This is a genomic window from Arthrobacter sp. UYCu723 (genome assembly GCF_054059215.1).
Genome location: NZ_JBSSBW010000001.1, coordinates 768,590 through 784,566, shown reverse-complemented (window position 1 = coordinate 784,566; position 15,977 = coordinate 768,590). Strand labels below are relative to the sequence as shown.

Sequence of the window (15,977 nt, the reverse complement as noted above, 5' to 3'; positions counted from 1 at the left end):
CACGAACGGTGATTCCGCTGCTTCTTAACGGATGATGTGGGAGATCCCTCTGGGGTCACGGTGCATGGAGTCGCACTACCTTGACTCGCATTGAATTGTTTCGGTGATTGCCAGGTGATTCCCTGGGGTGATTGCCCAATAGACAACACTTGTTGCCACAAGAGTAGGTTGTGAGCCCGGTAACAGTCAAGACGCAGTGCGTGCCGGTGCCGCTTCCCGCGTCACAGGACCTCTCGCCCGCTAGTATGGCTCCAATGATGGGGCCGAGCGGCCGGCCGTGAAAGGTTCCATAATGAAGGCTCTACCAGTAGAACCGAGCAATGTTCCTGTTGCTATCGGTTCCCGGATCCGTGCCGCGAGGCAGTCGCAGCGGCTCACCATCGAGCAGGTTGCGGATGCCACCGGCCTGACCAAGGGGTTCCTCAGCCGGGTGGAGCGGGACCTGACCTCGCCCTCCGTCGCCTCCCTCGTCACGCTGTGCCAGGTGCTCTCCATCTCGATCGGCGATCTCTTTGCCGCCCCGGAAACGCACCTCACCAAGCAGAATGAGGGACCAAGGATCTCCCTCGGCGGCGAGGGGATCGTGGAGCGGCTGCTCACTGCCCGCTCCGAGCGCCGCGTCCAGATCATCCAGGCCGTGATCGAGCCGCGCGGCCGCGGCGAATCCGAACTGTACGCCGTGGACTGCGACGTTGACGTGCTGCATGTGATCAAGGGCCGGATCCGGCTGATCCTCACCAACGAGGAGTTTGAGCTCCATGCCGGAGACACCGTGACGTTCCCCGGCAGGGAGCCGCACACCTGGGTGAACTCCACGGACGACGCCGTCGAAGTGCTCTGGGTGCTGGTCCCCGCCGCGAGCCGCTAGTGCCCCGCCGCGAGCCAGCCCAGCCAGCTGTCCGGCCCCGGCCCGACTGTCTTCAGCCCACCTTTTCAGACCACTGGGGGATCCAAATGAACAAGCGCAAGATCGTCTTCGTGTCGGTGGCACTTGCCGGGGCAATCGGCCTCAGCTCGTGCGGCGCCGCCACCGGGCAGAACTCAGGGCAGGCCGCCGGGCAGAATTCAGGCCAGAATTCGGGGCAGACAACCGCCGGGCAGACCACCGCACCGGCCGATGCGTCCAGCGCCGCGGCTGCAACCTCCTCCCCGAAACAGCCGGCCGCCCCGACGGCGTCTGCCCCGGCGTCGGCCGCCCCCTCGGCAGCCAAGCCGACGGAGACTGGCAGTCCGGATGCTGCGGCCGGACTGGCGTCGTTTACCTTCCCGGACGGGCACCTGTCCTTTGCCTACCCCAAGGATTGGACGGTCCGGGTGGTGAAATCAGACCCCGAGGCCGATGCGCCCGACGGCGTGGACCCGGTCCAGGCCGTCCTGGCGGACCAGACCGGCAACGAACTGCTCGTGATCACCAGCGGCGCCTACGGCGGCGGCGCGTCCGGGCCCGTGCTCCGCACCGTGCTGGATGCCGCCCCGGTGCCGGGGCTCATGGACACTGCCGGCGAGCAGCTCGACTTCGGTTTCGCCTTTGACTCCTTTGCCGGCCACCCGGAGTTCCACATGGGCATCCGGCGGAGCCGCGACTTTGAGCCCTCCCCGGAGGATTCCGGATCATCCCAGGTCAACCTGCCGCACGGGATCATGGAGACCCGCGTCGTCTTCGGCACTCCTGCCTTCGCCTCGATTGACTCCGCGAGGGCCTGGATGGCCACCGAGCAGTACCGCCAGCTGAAGCGGCTGTTGCTCAGCCTCAAGTACTCCTAAGTTCCGCTCCTCGGGCTGCGTTCCTGCCCGGTTACTGGGCCCCGGGCGGCCGCTGAGGCTCGGCGAACCCCGGAAATCCGCGGGCTGCGAGCCGTGGGTGACGAAGCAACTGGGCGGGAGCGTCGCGCGGGGCTAGCCCGCAACCCCTGGCCGCCGGCTCAGCGCGGCTCGTATCTCGGCGACGACACGCTCCGGCTCAAACCAGATGTGCTCGGGCATGTACCGGAGGACGGCAAAACCACTCAGTGTCGAGGCATTGTTCCTGCCCAGGTCCCGGCGCAGGGCCTCACGGCTGGAGTGGAACGCGAAGCCATCCACCTCAACGATCAGGTAACCCTCGATCAGGAAGTCCACCCGGCCAATTCCTGGAAGCTGGACCTGGGTCTCGAAGCCGATGCCGTTGGCGTTGAAGACGTATTGGGCGTCGACCTCCACGATCGACTCAGCCCGCAGATCGAGCTGATTCAGCGCCTTCAGGGCCGGGCCGGACCGGTCGCCGGCCAGCTGGTCCTTCAGTAACTCCAGGGGCACGCCGTACAGGCGTATCGCCGACGTTGCGAGCGCCGTCGACGTGGGCGGTGCCAGGCAGGACATAGCATGCAGCACCACGTCCTCGATCGCGGCCAGCGGCAGCGAAGGATGGCCTTCGAATCTGACCGTCCGGTGACGGATGAAGCCGGTTCCGTGGCCGTGGTTGCAGGCGAGATGGTGTTGCCCTGGCGGTTCCCGGAGCCACAGGCCGTAGTGCCCGGCCGCGCTGGCGCACGTAATGCGGGCGTTGTGTCGGATCGCAGCCGCGAGATCGGGGCGGCAGTCCGGAAGCATGAAGATGCCGCGCCGGGGCTGCTTCACTGCATTGTTGGCCAGATGCGCGATATCCGTCCGGGAAAAGCCGGCGGCCAATAATTGCGCGGTCCGCGCAACGCCGCCCAGCTGGACCAGATAGTTGATGGGCTCCATGTTGCCAGTTGATATCCGAAGCCGTGCCGGGGAAACGGGGCCGGCCGCCCATGTGGGAAAGCATCCTGGGAATTCTCGCTGGACTCTGGCCGCGCTCCTTCCCAGTTGCCCGCGGCGGCACCGCACCTGGCCTGCCTCTGCACGCCGGATTTTCGCGGTTCTGCAGGGCGTTGGCCCGCTGCTTGGGAAAGCAAATGGGCTGGAACGCCGGGAACCACCCGCACTGGCCATTTCTTGTAAACAAATGATGCGCATTGCGAAACTTCAAGTGTATGATGGCTGTCACACCCGTCGGTCAATCCTCGAAGGAGAGGCTTCTTTTGGAAGAGCTGCGCATCGAGGCCAATGGCAACCTTGGCCCCATCGATTCATCCCGCATCCCCCGTTACGCGGGAGCCGCCACCTATGCGCGCCTGCCGCGGCTGGACCAGGTGGCCAGGGCCGACGTCACGGTGGTCGGCGTGCCCTTCGACTCCGGCGTCTCCTACCGCCCCGGTGCCCGCTTCGGGTCCAACCACATCCGCGAAGCCAGCCGCCTGCTGCGCCCGTACAACCCGGCGTGGGACGTCAGCCCCTTCGAGAACATCCAGGTGGCCGACGCCGGGGACATGGCCGTCAACCCCTTCAACATCAATGACGCCATCGAGACCATCCAGCAGAACGCGCTGGACCTGACGGCCTCCGGCAGCAAGCTGCTGACCCTCGGCGGGGACCACACGATCGCGCTGCCCCTGCTGCGTGCCGCCGCGGAACGCGCCGGCGCGCCTGTCGCCATGCTCCACTTCGACGCGCACCTGGACACGTGGGACACCTACTTCGGCGCCGAATACACCCACGGCACGCCCTTCCGCCGCGCCGTCGAGGAAGGCATCCTGGACACCGAGGCGATCAGCCACATCGGCACGCGCGGCCCGCTCTACGGCAAGAAGGACCTCGACGACGACCACCGCTTCGGCTTCGGCATCGTCACCTCCGCCGACGTCTACTACCAGGGCGTGCTGGAAACCGTCGCCAAGGTCCGCGACCGGATCGGCAACCGCCCCCTCTACATCTCGGTGGACATCGACGTCCTGGACCCGGCGCATGCACCGGGCACCGGAACGCCCGAGGCCGGCGGCATCACGAGCCGCGAGCTGCTGGAAATCATCCGCGGCTTCCGCGGCATGAACCTCGTGGGCGCCGACGTCGTCGAGGTAGCCCCCGCGTACGACCACGCGGACATCACCGGCGTCGCCGCCAGCCACGTTGCCTATGAACTCGTCACGCTGATGGCGGACCGCGCCGTGCCGGGGGACAGGCACGGCGCGGTCAGCGGCTACGCGGCCCAGGCCCTGGGCCAGGAATCCCGCCGGCCGGCCGGCTTTGCCGCCCCGGTGGCCACCCAGTGAGCGGCGTGCGCAACGGCGGGGACCTCGTCGTCGAAACCCTTGAGGCCCTTGGTGCAAAAACCGTCTTCGGCATCCCGGGCCAGCACGCGCTGGGACTTTTCGACGCGATGGGCCGCGGGAACCTGCACTTCGTCTCCTCCCGGGTGGAAAACAATTCGGCTTTCGCCGCGGACGGCTACTCCCGCGCCACCGGCGAGGTCGGCGTCCTCTTCCTGTCCACCGGTCCGGGCGCCCTGACCTCCCTGGCCGGGCTGCAGGAGGCCTACGCCACGGGTGTGCCGATGGTGGTCATCGCGAGCCAGATCCCGCTCGAGGGACTCGGCGCGCGCCGGAAGGGCATGCTGCACCAGCTCGATGACCAGAAGGCCTCGGCCGCGAACGTCACCAAGAGCCAGCGGCTGATCCAGCACGCCTCGGGCATCCCCTCGGCCATCCAGGACGCCTGGACCGAGGCCATTTCCTCACCGCAGGGCCCCGTGTGGCTGGAAATCCCGCAAAACGTCCTGCTGGACCCCATCATGGTGCCACCCGTGGAGGATGCCCTCGCCGAAGCGGCGGACAACCCGCCCCGCGTGGAACTGGTCCGCGAAGCCGTGAAATGGCTCTCGACGGCGGAACGTCCGGCGATCATCGCCGGCGGCGGCACGCGCCGCGGCCGGGCCGAGAAAGCGCTGCTCTCCATCGCGGAGAAGCTGCGCGCCCCGGTCATCAGCACCCCCGGCGGCAACGGGGCGTTCCCGTGGAACCACGAGCTCTCGCTCCAGTCCTGGATCGAGGACCAGTACATGACGGAGCTGCTCGAGGACGCCGATGTGCTGATCGTCATCGGCTCCTCGCTCGGCGAAGTCACCTCGAACTACTTCACCTTCGAGCCCCGCGGCCGGATCATCCAGATCGACGCCGAACCCCGCGTCCTTGAGTCCAACCGTCCGGGCCTTGGCATCCGAGCGGACGCCGGGCAGGCGCTCGCCGCCCTCGACTCCGCCCTGGATGCTGCCCTGACCGGGACGCCAGGCCAGCGCGCGGACTGGCACGGCACCTCACCCGAGGCCCTGGTCAAGGAAACCCTGGCCAAGGTCAAGGCCCGCCTCGAATCCCAGGATCTGGCCAAGGAACAGACGTTCATGGCGGATATCCGCGAGGCCGTTCCCGCGGCCATGCAGACGTTCTGGGACATGACAATCTCCTCCTACTGGGCCTGGAGCTGCTGGGATGCCCGCGAGGGCCAGTTCCACTCCGCCCAGGGCGCCGGCGGGCTGGGCTTCGGCTTCCCCGCGGCCATCGGCGGTGCCGTCGGCCTCGAAACCGCCGGCACGCCCGGCGGTTCGGCCCGCGTGCTGGCCGTCTCCGGCGACGGCTCCGCGATGTACTCGATTTCCGAACTGGCCACGGCCAAGCAGCACAACGTACCGGTCACCTGGCTGATCGTGGACGACGGCGGCTACGGCATCCTGCGCGAATACATGGTGGGAGCCTTCGGCAAGGCGACCGCCACCGAACTCGCCCGCCCCGACTTCGTCAAACTGGCCGAGGCCTTCGGCGTCCCCGCCGTCCGGGTGGCGCCGGAGGATGTGGGGGACGCGCTGAAGGCGGGCTTCGCCGCGGACGGCCCGAACGTCGTCGTCGTCGAAACCCTGCTCCAGATGTTCGCCCCGACCCATCTGGACGTCTAAGCACACCCGGCCCCGTCCCGCCCACCCCTCCCGCAACCCTTAGCGCGCTCTCGCAACCCTTAACGCGCTCCCGCAACCCTTAGCGCGAACGTACACTTAAGGCCCTGAATCCCTCGGATTCGGGGCCTGACGTGTACGTTCGCGCTTCCTTTGTGGGGGAGGGGAGTGCGGGGGAGGGGAGCCTCTCCGATGTTCCTTCCCCGCCTGCTTAGTTTCCCAAAGCAATCAATTTAGCGTATTGTTGCCTAAGGCAAGCAAAAAGGGGTCACCATGTCAGTTGCACCGAACACCGCAGCCAAACTCGTCTACCAGATCTTCGATCTCCAGCGCGCCGTCCGTTGCGTCGCCGCGATCAATACCCGAGGCCAGGACACCGGAGCGGCGTTGCAGGGAGTCCTGCGCTTCGTGGGGGAGGGCGAGTCGCGGGCCACGCACCTGGCCGAGCGCCTCGGCGTCAGCGCCCCCGTCCTCAGTCGGCACATCGCCGAGCTGGAGGAGCAGGGCTATGTGGTCCGCCGCCCGGACCCCGGGGACGGGCGGGCCCAGCTGGTGGCGCTGTCCCCGTCGGGCGTCGAGAAATTGCGCTCCATCGAGCACCACCGCACCGCCACCCTGCAGGGGCTCCTGCAGGACTGGACCGAGGACGACGCCGAAGACGCCGCGCGGACCCTGAACAAACTTGCTGAGTCCCTCCGGACCACAGCCCGGGCGAAGACGGCCGGATCCACCACTACGACCACCGTTGCTGAGGAGTAAACACATGGCAAGCCACGCTGCCGCCACCGGGCCGTCGCCGGCCCCGTTGCCGGCCCCCACACCACATTCGCAACCCGCTCCCGCGGCAGCAATGACCCACCGCCAGATCATGGAGGCCCTCACCGGACTGCTCGCCGCGTTCTTCACCGCGATCCTGAGCAGCACCATTGTGGCCAACGCGCTGCCGACCATCATGGCCGAGCTCAAGGGCACGCAGACGGACTTCGCCTGGGTCATCACCGCGGCGCTGCTCGCCAACGCCGCGACCACGCCGATCTGGGGCAAGCTGGCGGACCTTTTCGACAAGAAGGTCCTCGTCCAGCTGAGCATCGTGATCTTTGTGGCCGGCTCCGTCATGGCCGGCCTGTCCGAGACCATCCCGCTGCTGCTCACCGCGCGCGTCATCCAGGGTATCGCCATGGGCGGACTGACCGCCCTGGCCCAGGCCATCATCGGATCCATCATCCCGCCACGTGACCGCGGAAAGTACTCCGGCTACATGGGCGGCGTCATGGCTGTCGGTACTGCGGGCGGCCCGCTGCTTGGCGGCTTCATCGTGGACAGCCCGCTGGGCTGGCGCTGGACCTTCTTCGTCTGCGTCCCTCTCGCCGTCGTCGCGCTCATCCTGCTGCAGATCACGCTGAAGATTCCGCACATCAAGCGACCGGCCCGGATCGACTGGCTTGGTTCCATCCTGCTGACCTCCGGCGTGAGCCTGCTCCTGATCTGGGTTTCCTTCGCCGGCAACCCCGACTATTACGACTGGTGGTCGTGGCAGACCGCCGCCATGGTGGGCGGCGGCGTCGTGCTCCTGGCCCTGCTCGTCGTGGTGGAATCCCGGGTGGCGCAGCCCATCATTTCGCTGAAGATCATCTCGCAGCGGACCACCGCCCTGGCCGTCCTGGCCTCGGTTGCCGTCGGCGTGGGCATGTTCGGTTCTTCCGCGTTCCTGGGCCAGTACTTCCAGGTGGCCCGCGGTGCTTCCCCCACCGAAGCCGGGTTGCTGACCCTGCCCATGATCGCCGGCAACCTCATCGGCTCGGTCCTGTCCGGTCAGCTCATCAGCCGCACCGGAAAGTGGAAGCGCTACCTCGTTGCCGGCGCGGTCCTGCTGATCGGCGGCCTCGGCCTGGCCGGAACCATCGACCACACCACCGAACTGTGGCTCACCGGCCTCTACACCGGCATCCTGGGCCTCGGCCTGGGCCTGCTCATGCAGAACCTGGTCCTGGCCGTACAGAACACGGTCCGGGCAACCGACATCGGCACAGCCAGTGCCTCGGTGGCGTTCTTCCGCTCGGTCGGCGGCGCCATCGGGGTTTCGGTCCTCGGCGCCATCCTCGGCAACCGGGTCAAGGAACTTGCCACTGAGGGGCTCGCCGCGGCCGGGATCCCCGCGTCCGGCGGATCCGCCGGGGCAAGCATGGACCTCACGGACATGCCGGCTCCGGTCCGCGACATCATGCGGGCAGCGTACGGTGACGCGACGGCGGAGATCTTCCTGATCTCGGCAATCATCGGCATCGTGGCGCTGGTTGCGATCCTCTTCATCAAGGAACAGCCGCTGCGGCGCACCGTGGACATCCAGCCCGAGGCTACCGCCGCCGTGACCGGTTCCGGTGCGGACAACGACGCCGGCGCTGCCGCACTGGCCGCCAGCGGGACGGTCGACACCCGCGGCAACAGGGTCGACGCCGCGGCGCCGGCTGGTGGTTCGACGGCGGGTGGTTCGCCGGCGGGTGGTTCGACGGCGGGTGGCGCCGGGAATTCCGGCGATGTCCCGGTGCCGGGAACCGGCATCGTCGATCTGGACCGGGAGTTCATCGAGGTCCTCAGCCGCCAGCGCGCCGCCGAGACCCGGGCACCCGAGACCCGGACACCCGACCGCGACGGTGTCCGGCTTCGGGCGCGCACCATGCTGGCGGAAGCTCGAACCGAAACGGCCGACGTCGTTCCCGTGCTGCTTGAGACCCAGAAGCTGCTCGCCGAACAACAGCTCCAGCTATCTGTTGCACTGCGGGCGGTCCACCAGCAGGCAGAAGTGCAGCGGGAAATCGCCGCCGAGCAGGCCAGGGTCAGTGCCGAGCTGACCACCCTGCGCCGGCAGCTGGGGAAAGAACGGAAGCTGCAGCGTGCTGCGGCCGATTACATTGCAACGCACGGCCGGCACCGCGGCGCATAGGGGCCGCGGCGCGTAGAGGCCGCGGGCCTGGCTGGCGTCAAGCCTGAAGTCTGTACACCGTTTGGATGATTTTTGGTGTCGGTGTTCCCGGCCTGCAAGGGATTTCGTAGAGTTGGATGGCTAAGGCTGTCAGACCCATCTGCTAATACTGGGAGCATCACTTCGAAGTTCCCTCTTCAGTCTTCTCTCCAGCCTCATTTATTCGGTATTCCTAAGGACTCGTGGGCATGCTCGTCACCCTCATACGGCGCTATTCCAAACCGTATCTGCCGTATATCGCGGCAGTCATCATCTTCCAGCTGGCCTCGACCATCGCGGCCCTGTACCTCCCCAGCCTCAATGCGCAGATCATCGACGAGGGCGTCTCCCGCGGCGACACCGACTACATCTGGCGTACCGGCGGGCTCATGCTCGTCGTCGCCCTGGTCCAGGTCGCCACCGCGATCGCCGGGGTGTACTTCGGCTCCAAGGCTGCGATGGCGTTCGGCCGGGACCTGCGCCGGGGCGTGTTCCGCAAGGTCAGCAGCTTCTCCGCCAAGGACGTCAACGTCTTCGGCGCGCCCACGCTGATCACCCGCGGCACCAACGATGTCCAGCAGGTCCAGATGCTCATGCTGATGGGGCTGAACTTCATGGTGGCCACCCCCATCATGTGCATCGGCGGCATCTTCATGGCCCTGCGCGAGGACCTCAGCCTTTCCTGGCTGGTCTGGGTTTCAGTGCCCGTGCTGGTGGTTGTGGTGGGCTACCTCGTGGTCCGGCTCATGCCGCTCTTCCGCTCCATGCAGACGAAGATTGACAGGATCAACGCCGTCCTCCGCGAGCAGATCATCGGCATCCGCGTGGTCCGTGCCTTCGTGCGCGAACCCCACGAAACGGAACGGTTCGGCGCCGCGAACAAGGAACTGACGGACGTCTCGCTGAAGATCGGCGCCCTGTTCGTGCTGATGTTCCCCGCCATCGGCATGATCCTGCACGTCTCCACCGCGGCCGTGCTGTGGTTCGGCGGCCAGCGGGTCGACGCCGGGGACATGCAGGTGGGCTCGCTGACGGCGTTCCTGCAGTACCTGCTGCAGATCCTGATGGCCGTCATGATGGGCACGTTCATGGCGATGATGATTCCGCGCGCCTCCGTCTGTGCGGACCGCATCGGTGAGGTGCTCGACGTCGAACCCTCCATCCACGAGCCGCTCACGCCCGTGGCCCCGGCCCGGAATGCCGGCCGGGTGGAGTTCCGGAACGTGTCCTTCGCCTACCCGGGCGCCGAGGCGCCGGTGCTGAGCGACATCAGCTTCACAGCCGAACCCGGCCAGACCGTGGCGATCATCGGCTCCACCGGTGCCGGCAAGACGAGCCTGCTGGCCCTGCTTCCGAGGCTTTACGACGCCGCCTCGGGTGAGGTGCTGCTCGACGGCGTTCCCGTCACCAAGCTTGACCGCTCGGAGATCACCCAGCGCGTCGCCATGGTGCCACAGCGTGCCTACCTGTTTTCCGGGACCATCGCGCACAACCTCCGCTTCGGCAGCCCCGAGGCCACGGACGAGGAACTGTGGGACGCCCTGACCGTGGCACAGGCCGCGGACTTCGTGCGGGACAAGCAGAACGGACTCGGTTCACGCATCGCCCAGGGCGGCACCAATGTCTCCGGTGGCCAGCGGCAACGGCTCTGCATCGCGCGGGCGCTCGTCACCGAACCCAAGGTGTTCCTGTTCGACGACTCGTTCTCGGCCCTCGACGTCGCCACCGATGCCAGGCTCCGACGCGCACTGAAGGCAAAAACCGTGGACGCCACAGTCATCATCGTCGGCCAGCGCGTTTCCACCATCGCCGACGCGGACCAGATCCTGGTGCTGGACAAGGGACGGATCGTTGACCGCGGCACCCATGAAGAACTCCTGGAGAGCTCCAGCACCTACCAGGAAATCGTCGAATCCCAGCTGAGCGCGGAGGCAGTGGCATGAGCACCAACGAAAAGATCGCCACCCAAACCACCGACGCCGCTCCCGACGACGATTTCCATGAGGAGGAATTCACTCCCGGCGAGGCCGACGGCGGCATGTTCGGCGCCATGCCGGCCAAGAAGGCCCAGCATTTCTGGCCCTCGGCGAAGCGCCTCATGGGCCTGCTGAAACCCGAGCGGGCAGGAATCGTCCTGGTGCTCGGGATGGTGACGGTCGCCGTCGTCCTCAACGTCATCGCGCCCCGGATCCTAGGGCAGGCCATGGACGTGATCTTCGGCGGAGTGGTGGGCAAACAACTGCCCGCCGGGATCACCAAGGATGAGTTCGTCGAGGGCCTGCGGGCCCAGGGCGAGAACAACTTTGCCGACATGCTCTCCAAGATGGAACTCATCCCCGGCGTCGGCATCGACTTCCAGAAACTCGCCTACCTCATCAGCGTGGTGCTGGTGATGTACTTCGTGGCCAATATCTTCCTCTGGCTGCAGGGCTACGTCCTGAACGTCCTCGTCATGCGCGTGGTCCGCCAGCTGCGCGATGACACCGAGAAGAAGCTGAACAAGCTGCCGCTGAACTACTTCGATACGAGGCAGCGCGGCGACATCCTCTCCCGGGTCACGAACGATGTGGACAACATCCAGCAGGCGCTCCAGCAGGCCTTCGCGCAGCTGGTGAACTCGGCACTGACCGTGATCGGCATCGTGATCATGATGTTCATCGTGTCCTGGCAGCTGGCCCTGATCGCCCTGATCGCGCTGCCGCTCTCCGGCGTCGCCGCCGGCATCATCGGCTCCCGCAGCCAGAAGCTCTTCGCCTCCCAGTGGAAGAACACCGGCGAGCTCAACGGCCAGATCGAGGAGTCCTTCTCCGGGCACGACCTCGTCCGGGTCTTCGGCCGCGACGCGGACATGCTGGCCCGCTTCGACGAACGCAACGAAGCCCTCTACAAGGCAAGCTTCGGTGCGCAGTTCGTCTCCGGCATGATCATGCCGGTCATGCAGTTTGTGTCCTACCTCAGCTACGTGGGCATCGCCGTCGTCGGCGGCCTGCGAGTCGCCTCCGGCGGCATGAGCCTAGGCGACGCCACCGCGTTCATCCAGTACTCCCGCGAGTTCACCCAGCCGCTGGGCCAGATGGCAGGCATGGCCAACATGCTGCAGTCCGGCGTCGCCTCCGCGGAGCGGGTCTTCGAATTCCTCGACGCCGAGGAACAGGATGCCGAGACCGCCACCGAGCACCTCCCGGCCAAGACGGACGGCCATGTCGACTTCCGGCACGTCACGTTCAGCTACACCCCGGACAAGCCGCTGATCGAGGACCTCTCCTTCACCGCCGAGCCCGGGCACACCGTGGCCATCGTCGGGCCCACCGGCGCGGGCAAGACCACCCTGGTGAACCTCGTGATGCGTTTCTACGAACTCCAGGGCGGCAGCATCACCCTGGACGGCGTGGACATCACCCAGCTGAGCCGCGCGGAACTGCGCGCCAAGGTGGGCATGGTCCTGCAGGACGCCTGGCTGTTCGGCGGCACCATCTACGAGAACATCCGCTACGGCAAGCTGGACGCCACCGAGGATCAGGTGATGCAGGCTGCGAAGGCCACCTTCGTGGACCGCTTCGTCCGTGCCCTCCCCGACGGCTACAACACGATCATCGACGAGGAAGGCAACAACGTCAGCGCCGGCGAGAAGCAGCTGATCACCATCGCCCGGGCCTTCGTGGCGAACCCCTCGCTGCTAATCCTGGACGAGGCCACGAGCTCGGTGGATACCCGCACCGAGGTGCTCGTGCAGAAAGCCATGGCGGCGCTGCGGACCGACCGCACCAGCTTCGTGATCGCCCACCGCCTCTCCACCGTCCGCGACGCCGACACCATCCTGGTGATGGAGGCCGGCCGCATCGTGGAGCAGGGCAGGCACGCGGAACTGCTGGAACTGAAGGGCGCCTACTACCACCTGTACATGTCCCAGTTCGCCGGTGAGGACGCCGAGGCGGCCTTTTCGGAGAACACGGCAGACGATGCCACGGCGGTGCACAGCTGAGCGCCGCCGGGCCGGCCGCGCGCGCCGCGGCCGCCGAGCCGTCATCCGCCGCCGGGCCGTCCGCGTCCGCGCCTGGAGCAGCTGCAGAGGAGCCGCGGCGCATCGAAGTGCAGGTGCCGATGCGCTGGGGCGACATGGACGCCTACGGCCACATCAACAACGTGCAGATCGTCCGCATCTTGGAGGAAGCCCGCATCGCGGCGTTCGGCCCGCCCCGCGGGGCCGGCCTGCCCGGGATCGAGCCGCCGGTGCCGCTGTTCAGCGAGATCCCGGAGGGCACCCTGGCCTTGGTGGTGGAGCACAAGATCCGCTACGTCAGGACGCTCGAATACCGCAACGTGCCGGCGCCGGTCCAGCTCTGGATCGGCGCCGTGAAGGGCGCGAGCTTCGACATCCATTATCTGCTGCGGGATCCCGTGACCCGGGAGGACTGTGTCCGCGCCACGAGCCACCTGGCCTTCGTGGAAGAGGCCACCGGGCGGGTGCTGCGGCTGACCCCGGAGCAGAAAGTGAAGCTCGCGCAATTCACTCCTGCCCACACGGGCTCAGGCCACCCGGCCCCATAGCCTCTATCTCGGCCCACGGATCGCCCCTAGAATGAACCACCCCGAAGGCAGTCAGCCCCGGAAGCAAGGAGCTCAGATCATGGTGAACAAGAGCAAGAAGAAGAACGCCCGAAAGAAGGCCTGGAAGGAACTCTCGCCGATGGCGAAGTTCGGAACCATCACGGCGGCAGTCGTCCAGCTCTCGCTCCTGATCGCGGCCCAGCGGGATATTTCGCGGCGCCCAGCCGAGCAGATCCGCGGCAGCAAGGCACTGTGGCGGGTGGCCACCCTGGTCAACTTCGTCGGCCCGGGCAGCTATTTCACCTTTGGCGTCAAGCGCCGTCCCGCGGTCAAGTAACCGCGGCCAGCTAGCCAATCGGGCCACCCCCTAGCACTTACTTGGCAGTAGCTTCGGGGCGCCCCATGATGCGGGCGTTCAGCTTAACCCTGTAAATTGAAGGCATGACCCCATCCCCAAAGCCTGCCATGCACCGCGCCCTCGGCATCTCCAAGGAGATTGAGGACGCTGCGTGGTTTGTCTTGGGGCCGGGGCTGCTAGGCAAAGCGTCGGCGCTGGACGGCCGCACCAAAACCTGGTCGGTGCAGGCTGCCGCGGAGTTGCTGGAACGCCTTGAGCGCGGCGTTGCGGACCCCAAAGCGCCCATGATGACAAACCTCCGGGAGAACCTGGCGGATGCCTCGCGGGGAGCCAAGCAACTGGCAGTTGAACTGCTGTTTCTCCAGTCCCTGCCGCTGGCGCACGAGGTGAAATCCCTCAAGGTCAAACGCGCCCGGGTGGCCGAGGCGGCATCCTGGCTCGAACCGCCCCTGGAGCTCCCGGGCGAGCTGTACGCGGGCATGACGGACCACGGCGTGATCCGGGACCGCACAGCGGAATTCAACTGGACCATCTGGGATCACCTGAAATGGCTCTGCCGCTTTGTCCAGCACGTTGCCCGGCGGCCTGCAGGCGTGGTCTCGGCTGCCGTCAGGGATCCGCTGGCATTCCACCAGTTGGTTGCGGGCACCCCCGACGACCAGCCGGCAATCCGCCGCAGCATCGAATTCCTCGTCTGGCCTAGCTACTTCGAGCCCGTCGTAGCCGACGTCGAACGCCAGGAAATCCGTGACGCCTTTGCCTCCCTCGTGGGCGGGGCCAAAGGGGACAGCGACGAGGAAATCTCGGCGGACATCCACCGCATCCGCCTGCACCTTGACGAGCAGGCGGGCCAGCGGATCGACTGGTACTCCAGGCAGCTCGTCAGCCAGTGGCGAAAGGTGGGGGACCCCGGCCGCCGCGCGTGGCTGCTGCGTACCCACCAGGACAACGCCGACCTGCTTGGCACCTGGCAGACCAAGGAAACAGTGACGCTCGACGTCGAACACCTCCGCCTGCTTGATCCGGGCGTCACTGCCGGGCTGGTCCAGCACGCAGTGGACGAGGACTACAAGCACCTCGGCTATGTGGAACGTGAGGACACCAAGACCGCCGTCTTCGCGTTCCTGACCGTGATGAAGCCCGGCGACCTGACCCTGTACCAGCACTCCGGCACCGTCCGGGTGGGAGTGGTCCTGGGGGAACCGGAGCACCACGAGAACAACCGCCGGCTGGCCCGCAAGGTCCGCTGGTTCGATGAAACCCACAACATGACGGAGCTGCCCCGGCACGTGCAGCGCCAGCTGGCCACCTCCGGCATCATTGTGGACATCACCCGCGTCATCCAGGCGCTCGAGGCGCTCCTGCCGACCGAAGCGGAAGCCGACGCCGGCGACGGCACCGAACCGGACGCCGTCGTCGAACCCGCCTGTGAGGGTTTCCGCCCCCTGACGCCGGACTTCGCCGCCTCCCTGCACATGGACCTGGATCCGCTCCAGGAGATCGCCGAACTGCTGGAGGAGAACCGGCAGGTGGTGCTTTACGGCCCGCCCGGTACGGGCAAGACCTACCTCGCCAAGCACCTGGCGGCCCAGCTGGCTGGGGACACCACGGACGAGCGCGTCAAGCTTGTGCAGTTCCACCCCTCGTACGCCTATGAGGACTTCTTCGAGGGGTTCCGCCCGGACAAGACGGATGAGGGCCAGGTGTCCTTCAAGCTCGTGGCCGGTCCGTTGCGCCGGATCGCCGAGGAGGCCGCCAAGCCCGGCAACGAGAGCAAGCCGTATTTCCTGATCATCGATGAGATGAACCGGGCGAACCTCGCGAAGGTCTTCGGTGAGCTGTACTTCCTGCTCGAATACCGTGACGACAGGATCTACCTTCAGTACAGTCCCAACGAGCCGTTCACGCTGCCGGACAATCTGTACATCATCGGCACCATGAACACCGCGGACCGGTCCATCGCGATGATGGACGCGGCCATCCGCCGGCGCTTTTCCTTCATTGAGCTGCACCCGAAGACCGAACCGGTAAAGGGCTCGCTGCTGCGGTTCCTGCAGGCCCGCGAGCTGGACACGACGCCGGCCCTGCTGATGGACGCACTCAACGACGCGATTGACGAGTGGGACCGCGACCTCATGATCGGGCCGTCCTACTTCATGAAGAAGTCTGCCCAGACGCCCAAGGGCCTGCGCCGGATCTGGAAGTACGAGCTGATGCCGCTGCTCGAGGAGCACTATCACGGTCAGCTCAACCGGGCCCAGCTGGAGGAACGGTTCGGACTGGACCAACTGCTCTCCCGCCTTGCGCACGCCTAGCCCGGGTGCGGCCAG

12 protein-coding genes are annotated in these 15,977 nt (G+C 66.7%); 11 read left to right on the top strand and 1 reads right to left on the bottom strand.

The annotated features are described in order from the left end of the window. The first annotated feature begins 292 nt into the window (after positions 1–292). Both ACVWZ8_RS03465 and ACVWZ8_RS03460 read left to right on the top strand, forming a co-directional pair. Complete coding sequence (locus ACVWZ8_RS03465; protein ID WP_456503807.1) at positions 293–868, top strand: helix-turn-helix domain-containing protein; 576 nt, start codon at positions 293–295, stop codon at positions 866–868. 86 nt (positions 869–954) lie between these two features. Continuing rightward, positions 955–1,764, top strand: a complete 810-nt coding sequence (locus tag ACVWZ8_RS03460; protein ID WP_456503806.1) for a hypothetical protein — start codon at positions 955–957, stop codon at positions 1,762–1,764. Positions 1,765–1,896: 132 nt separating this feature from the next. Here the strand turns inward: ACVWZ8_RS03460 and ACVWZ8_RS03455 are convergent, their stop codons facing one another. Next, positions 1,897–2,724, bottom strand: a complete 828-nt coding sequence (locus tag ACVWZ8_RS03455; protein ID WP_456503805.1) for a DUF559 domain-containing protein — start codon at positions 2,722–2,724, stop codon at positions 1,897–1,899. 320 nt (positions 2,725–3,044) lie between these two features. On the opposite strand from ACVWZ8_RS03455, the gene speB reads away from it, so the two are divergent. The 9 genes from speB (at position 3,045) to ACVWZ8_RS03410 (ending at position 15,962) form a co-directional block, all read left to right on the top strand. Then, positions 3,045–4,112 (top strand): agmatinase, encoded by a 1,068-nt coding sequence (gene speB, locus ACVWZ8_RS03450; RefSeq protein WP_456503804.1) that lies wholly within the window; start codon positions 3,045–3,047, stop codon positions 4,110–4,112. Next, positions 4,109–5,785 (top strand): thiamine pyrophosphate-binding protein, encoded by a 1,677-nt coding sequence (locus tag ACVWZ8_RS03445; protein WP_456503803.1) that lies wholly within the window; start codon positions 4,109–4,111, stop codon positions 5,783–5,785. The genes speB and ACVWZ8_RS03445 overlap by 4 nt, the downstream gene beginning before the upstream one ends. A gap of 270 nt (positions 5,786–6,055) precedes the next feature. Next, complete coding sequence (locus ACVWZ8_RS03440) at positions 6,056–6,541, top strand: MarR family winged helix-turn-helix transcriptional regulator (protein ID WP_456503802.1); 486 nt, start codon at positions 6,056–6,058, stop codon at positions 6,539–6,541. Positions 6,542–6,545: 4 nt separating this feature from the next. After that, on the top strand, positions 6,546–8,723 hold the full coding sequence (locus ACVWZ8_RS03435) for an MFS transporter (RefSeq protein ID WP_456503801.1): 2,178 nt from the start codon (positions 6,546–6,548) through the stop codon (positions 8,721–8,723). A gap of 227 nt (positions 8,724–8,950) precedes the next feature. Beyond that, positions 8,951–10,684: an ABC transporter ATP-binding protein gene (locus tag ACVWZ8_RS03430; protein ID WP_456503800.1), complete on the top strand. Its 1,734-nt coding sequence runs from the start codon at positions 8,951–8,953 to the stop codon at positions 10,682–10,684. Then, a complete protein-coding gene (locus ACVWZ8_RS03425; RefSeq protein ID WP_456503799.1) occupies positions 10,681–12,723 on the top strand; it encodes an ABC transporter ATP-binding protein in 2,043 nt (680 codons plus the stop codon). The genes ACVWZ8_RS03430 and ACVWZ8_RS03425 overlap by 4 nt, the downstream gene beginning before the upstream one ends. A gap of 119 nt (positions 12,724–12,842) precedes the next feature. Beyond that, positions 12,843–13,289 (top strand): acyl-CoA thioesterase, encoded by a 447-nt coding sequence (locus ACVWZ8_RS03420; RefSeq protein WP_456503798.1) that lies wholly within the window; start codon positions 12,843–12,845, stop codon positions 13,287–13,289. A 79-nt stretch (positions 13,290–13,368) separates the two neighbouring features. Further along, positions 13,369–13,626, top strand: a complete 258-nt coding sequence (locus ACVWZ8_RS03415; protein ID WP_456503797.1) for a hypothetical protein — start codon at positions 13,369–13,371, stop codon at positions 13,624–13,626. 104 nt (positions 13,627–13,730) lie between these two features. Beyond that, positions 13,731–15,962 carry an McrB family protein gene (locus tag ACVWZ8_RS03410; RefSeq protein ID WP_456503796.1) on the top strand — a complete coding sequence of 744 codons (2,232 nt, stop codon included), beginning with the start codon at positions 13,731–13,733 and terminating at the stop codon, positions 15,960–15,962. Positions 15,963–15,977 lie beyond the last annotated feature (15 nt).

Excerpts from the sequence above, each read along its gene's own strand:
- ACVWZ8_RS03465 (WP_456503807.1), top strand. The coding sequence starts at position 293 with ATGAAGGCTCTACCAGTAGAACCGAGCAATGTTCCTGTTGCTATCGGT.
- ACVWZ8_RS03460 (WP_456503806.1), top strand. The coding sequence starts at position 955 with ATGAACAAGCGCAAGATCGTCTTCGTGTCGGTGGCACTTGCCGGGGCA.
- ACVWZ8_RS03455 (WP_456503805.1), bottom strand. The coding sequence starts at position 2,724 with ATGGAGCCCATCAACTATCTGGTCCAGCTGGGCGGCGTTGCGCGGACC.
- ACVWZ8_RS03440 (WP_456503802.1), top strand. The coding sequence starts at position 6,056 with ATGTCAGTTGCACCGAACACCGCAGCCAAACTCGTCTACCAGATCTTC.
- ACVWZ8_RS03435 (WP_456503801.1), top strand. The coding sequence starts at position 6,546 with ATGGCAAGCCACGCTGCCGCCACCGGGCCGTCGCCGGCCCCGTTGCCG.
- ACVWZ8_RS03430 (WP_456503800.1), top strand. The coding sequence starts at position 8,951 with ATGCTCGTCACCCTCATACGGCGCTATTCCAAACCGTATCTGCCGTAT.
- ACVWZ8_RS03425 (WP_456503799.1), top strand. The coding sequence starts at position 10,681 with ATGAGCACCAACGAAAAGATCGCCACCCAAACCACCGACGCCGCTCCC.
- ACVWZ8_RS03420 (WP_456503798.1), top strand. The coding sequence starts at position 12,843 with ATGCGCTGGGGCGACATGGACGCCTACGGCCACATCAACAACGTGCAG.
- ACVWZ8_RS03415 (WP_456503797.1), top strand. The coding sequence starts at position 13,369 with ATGGTGAACAAGAGCAAGAAGAAGAACGCCCGAAAGAAGGCCTGGAAG.
- ACVWZ8_RS03410 (WP_456503796.1), top strand. The coding sequence starts at position 13,731 with ATGACCCCATCCCCAAAGCCTGCCATGCACCGCGCCCTCGGCATCTCC.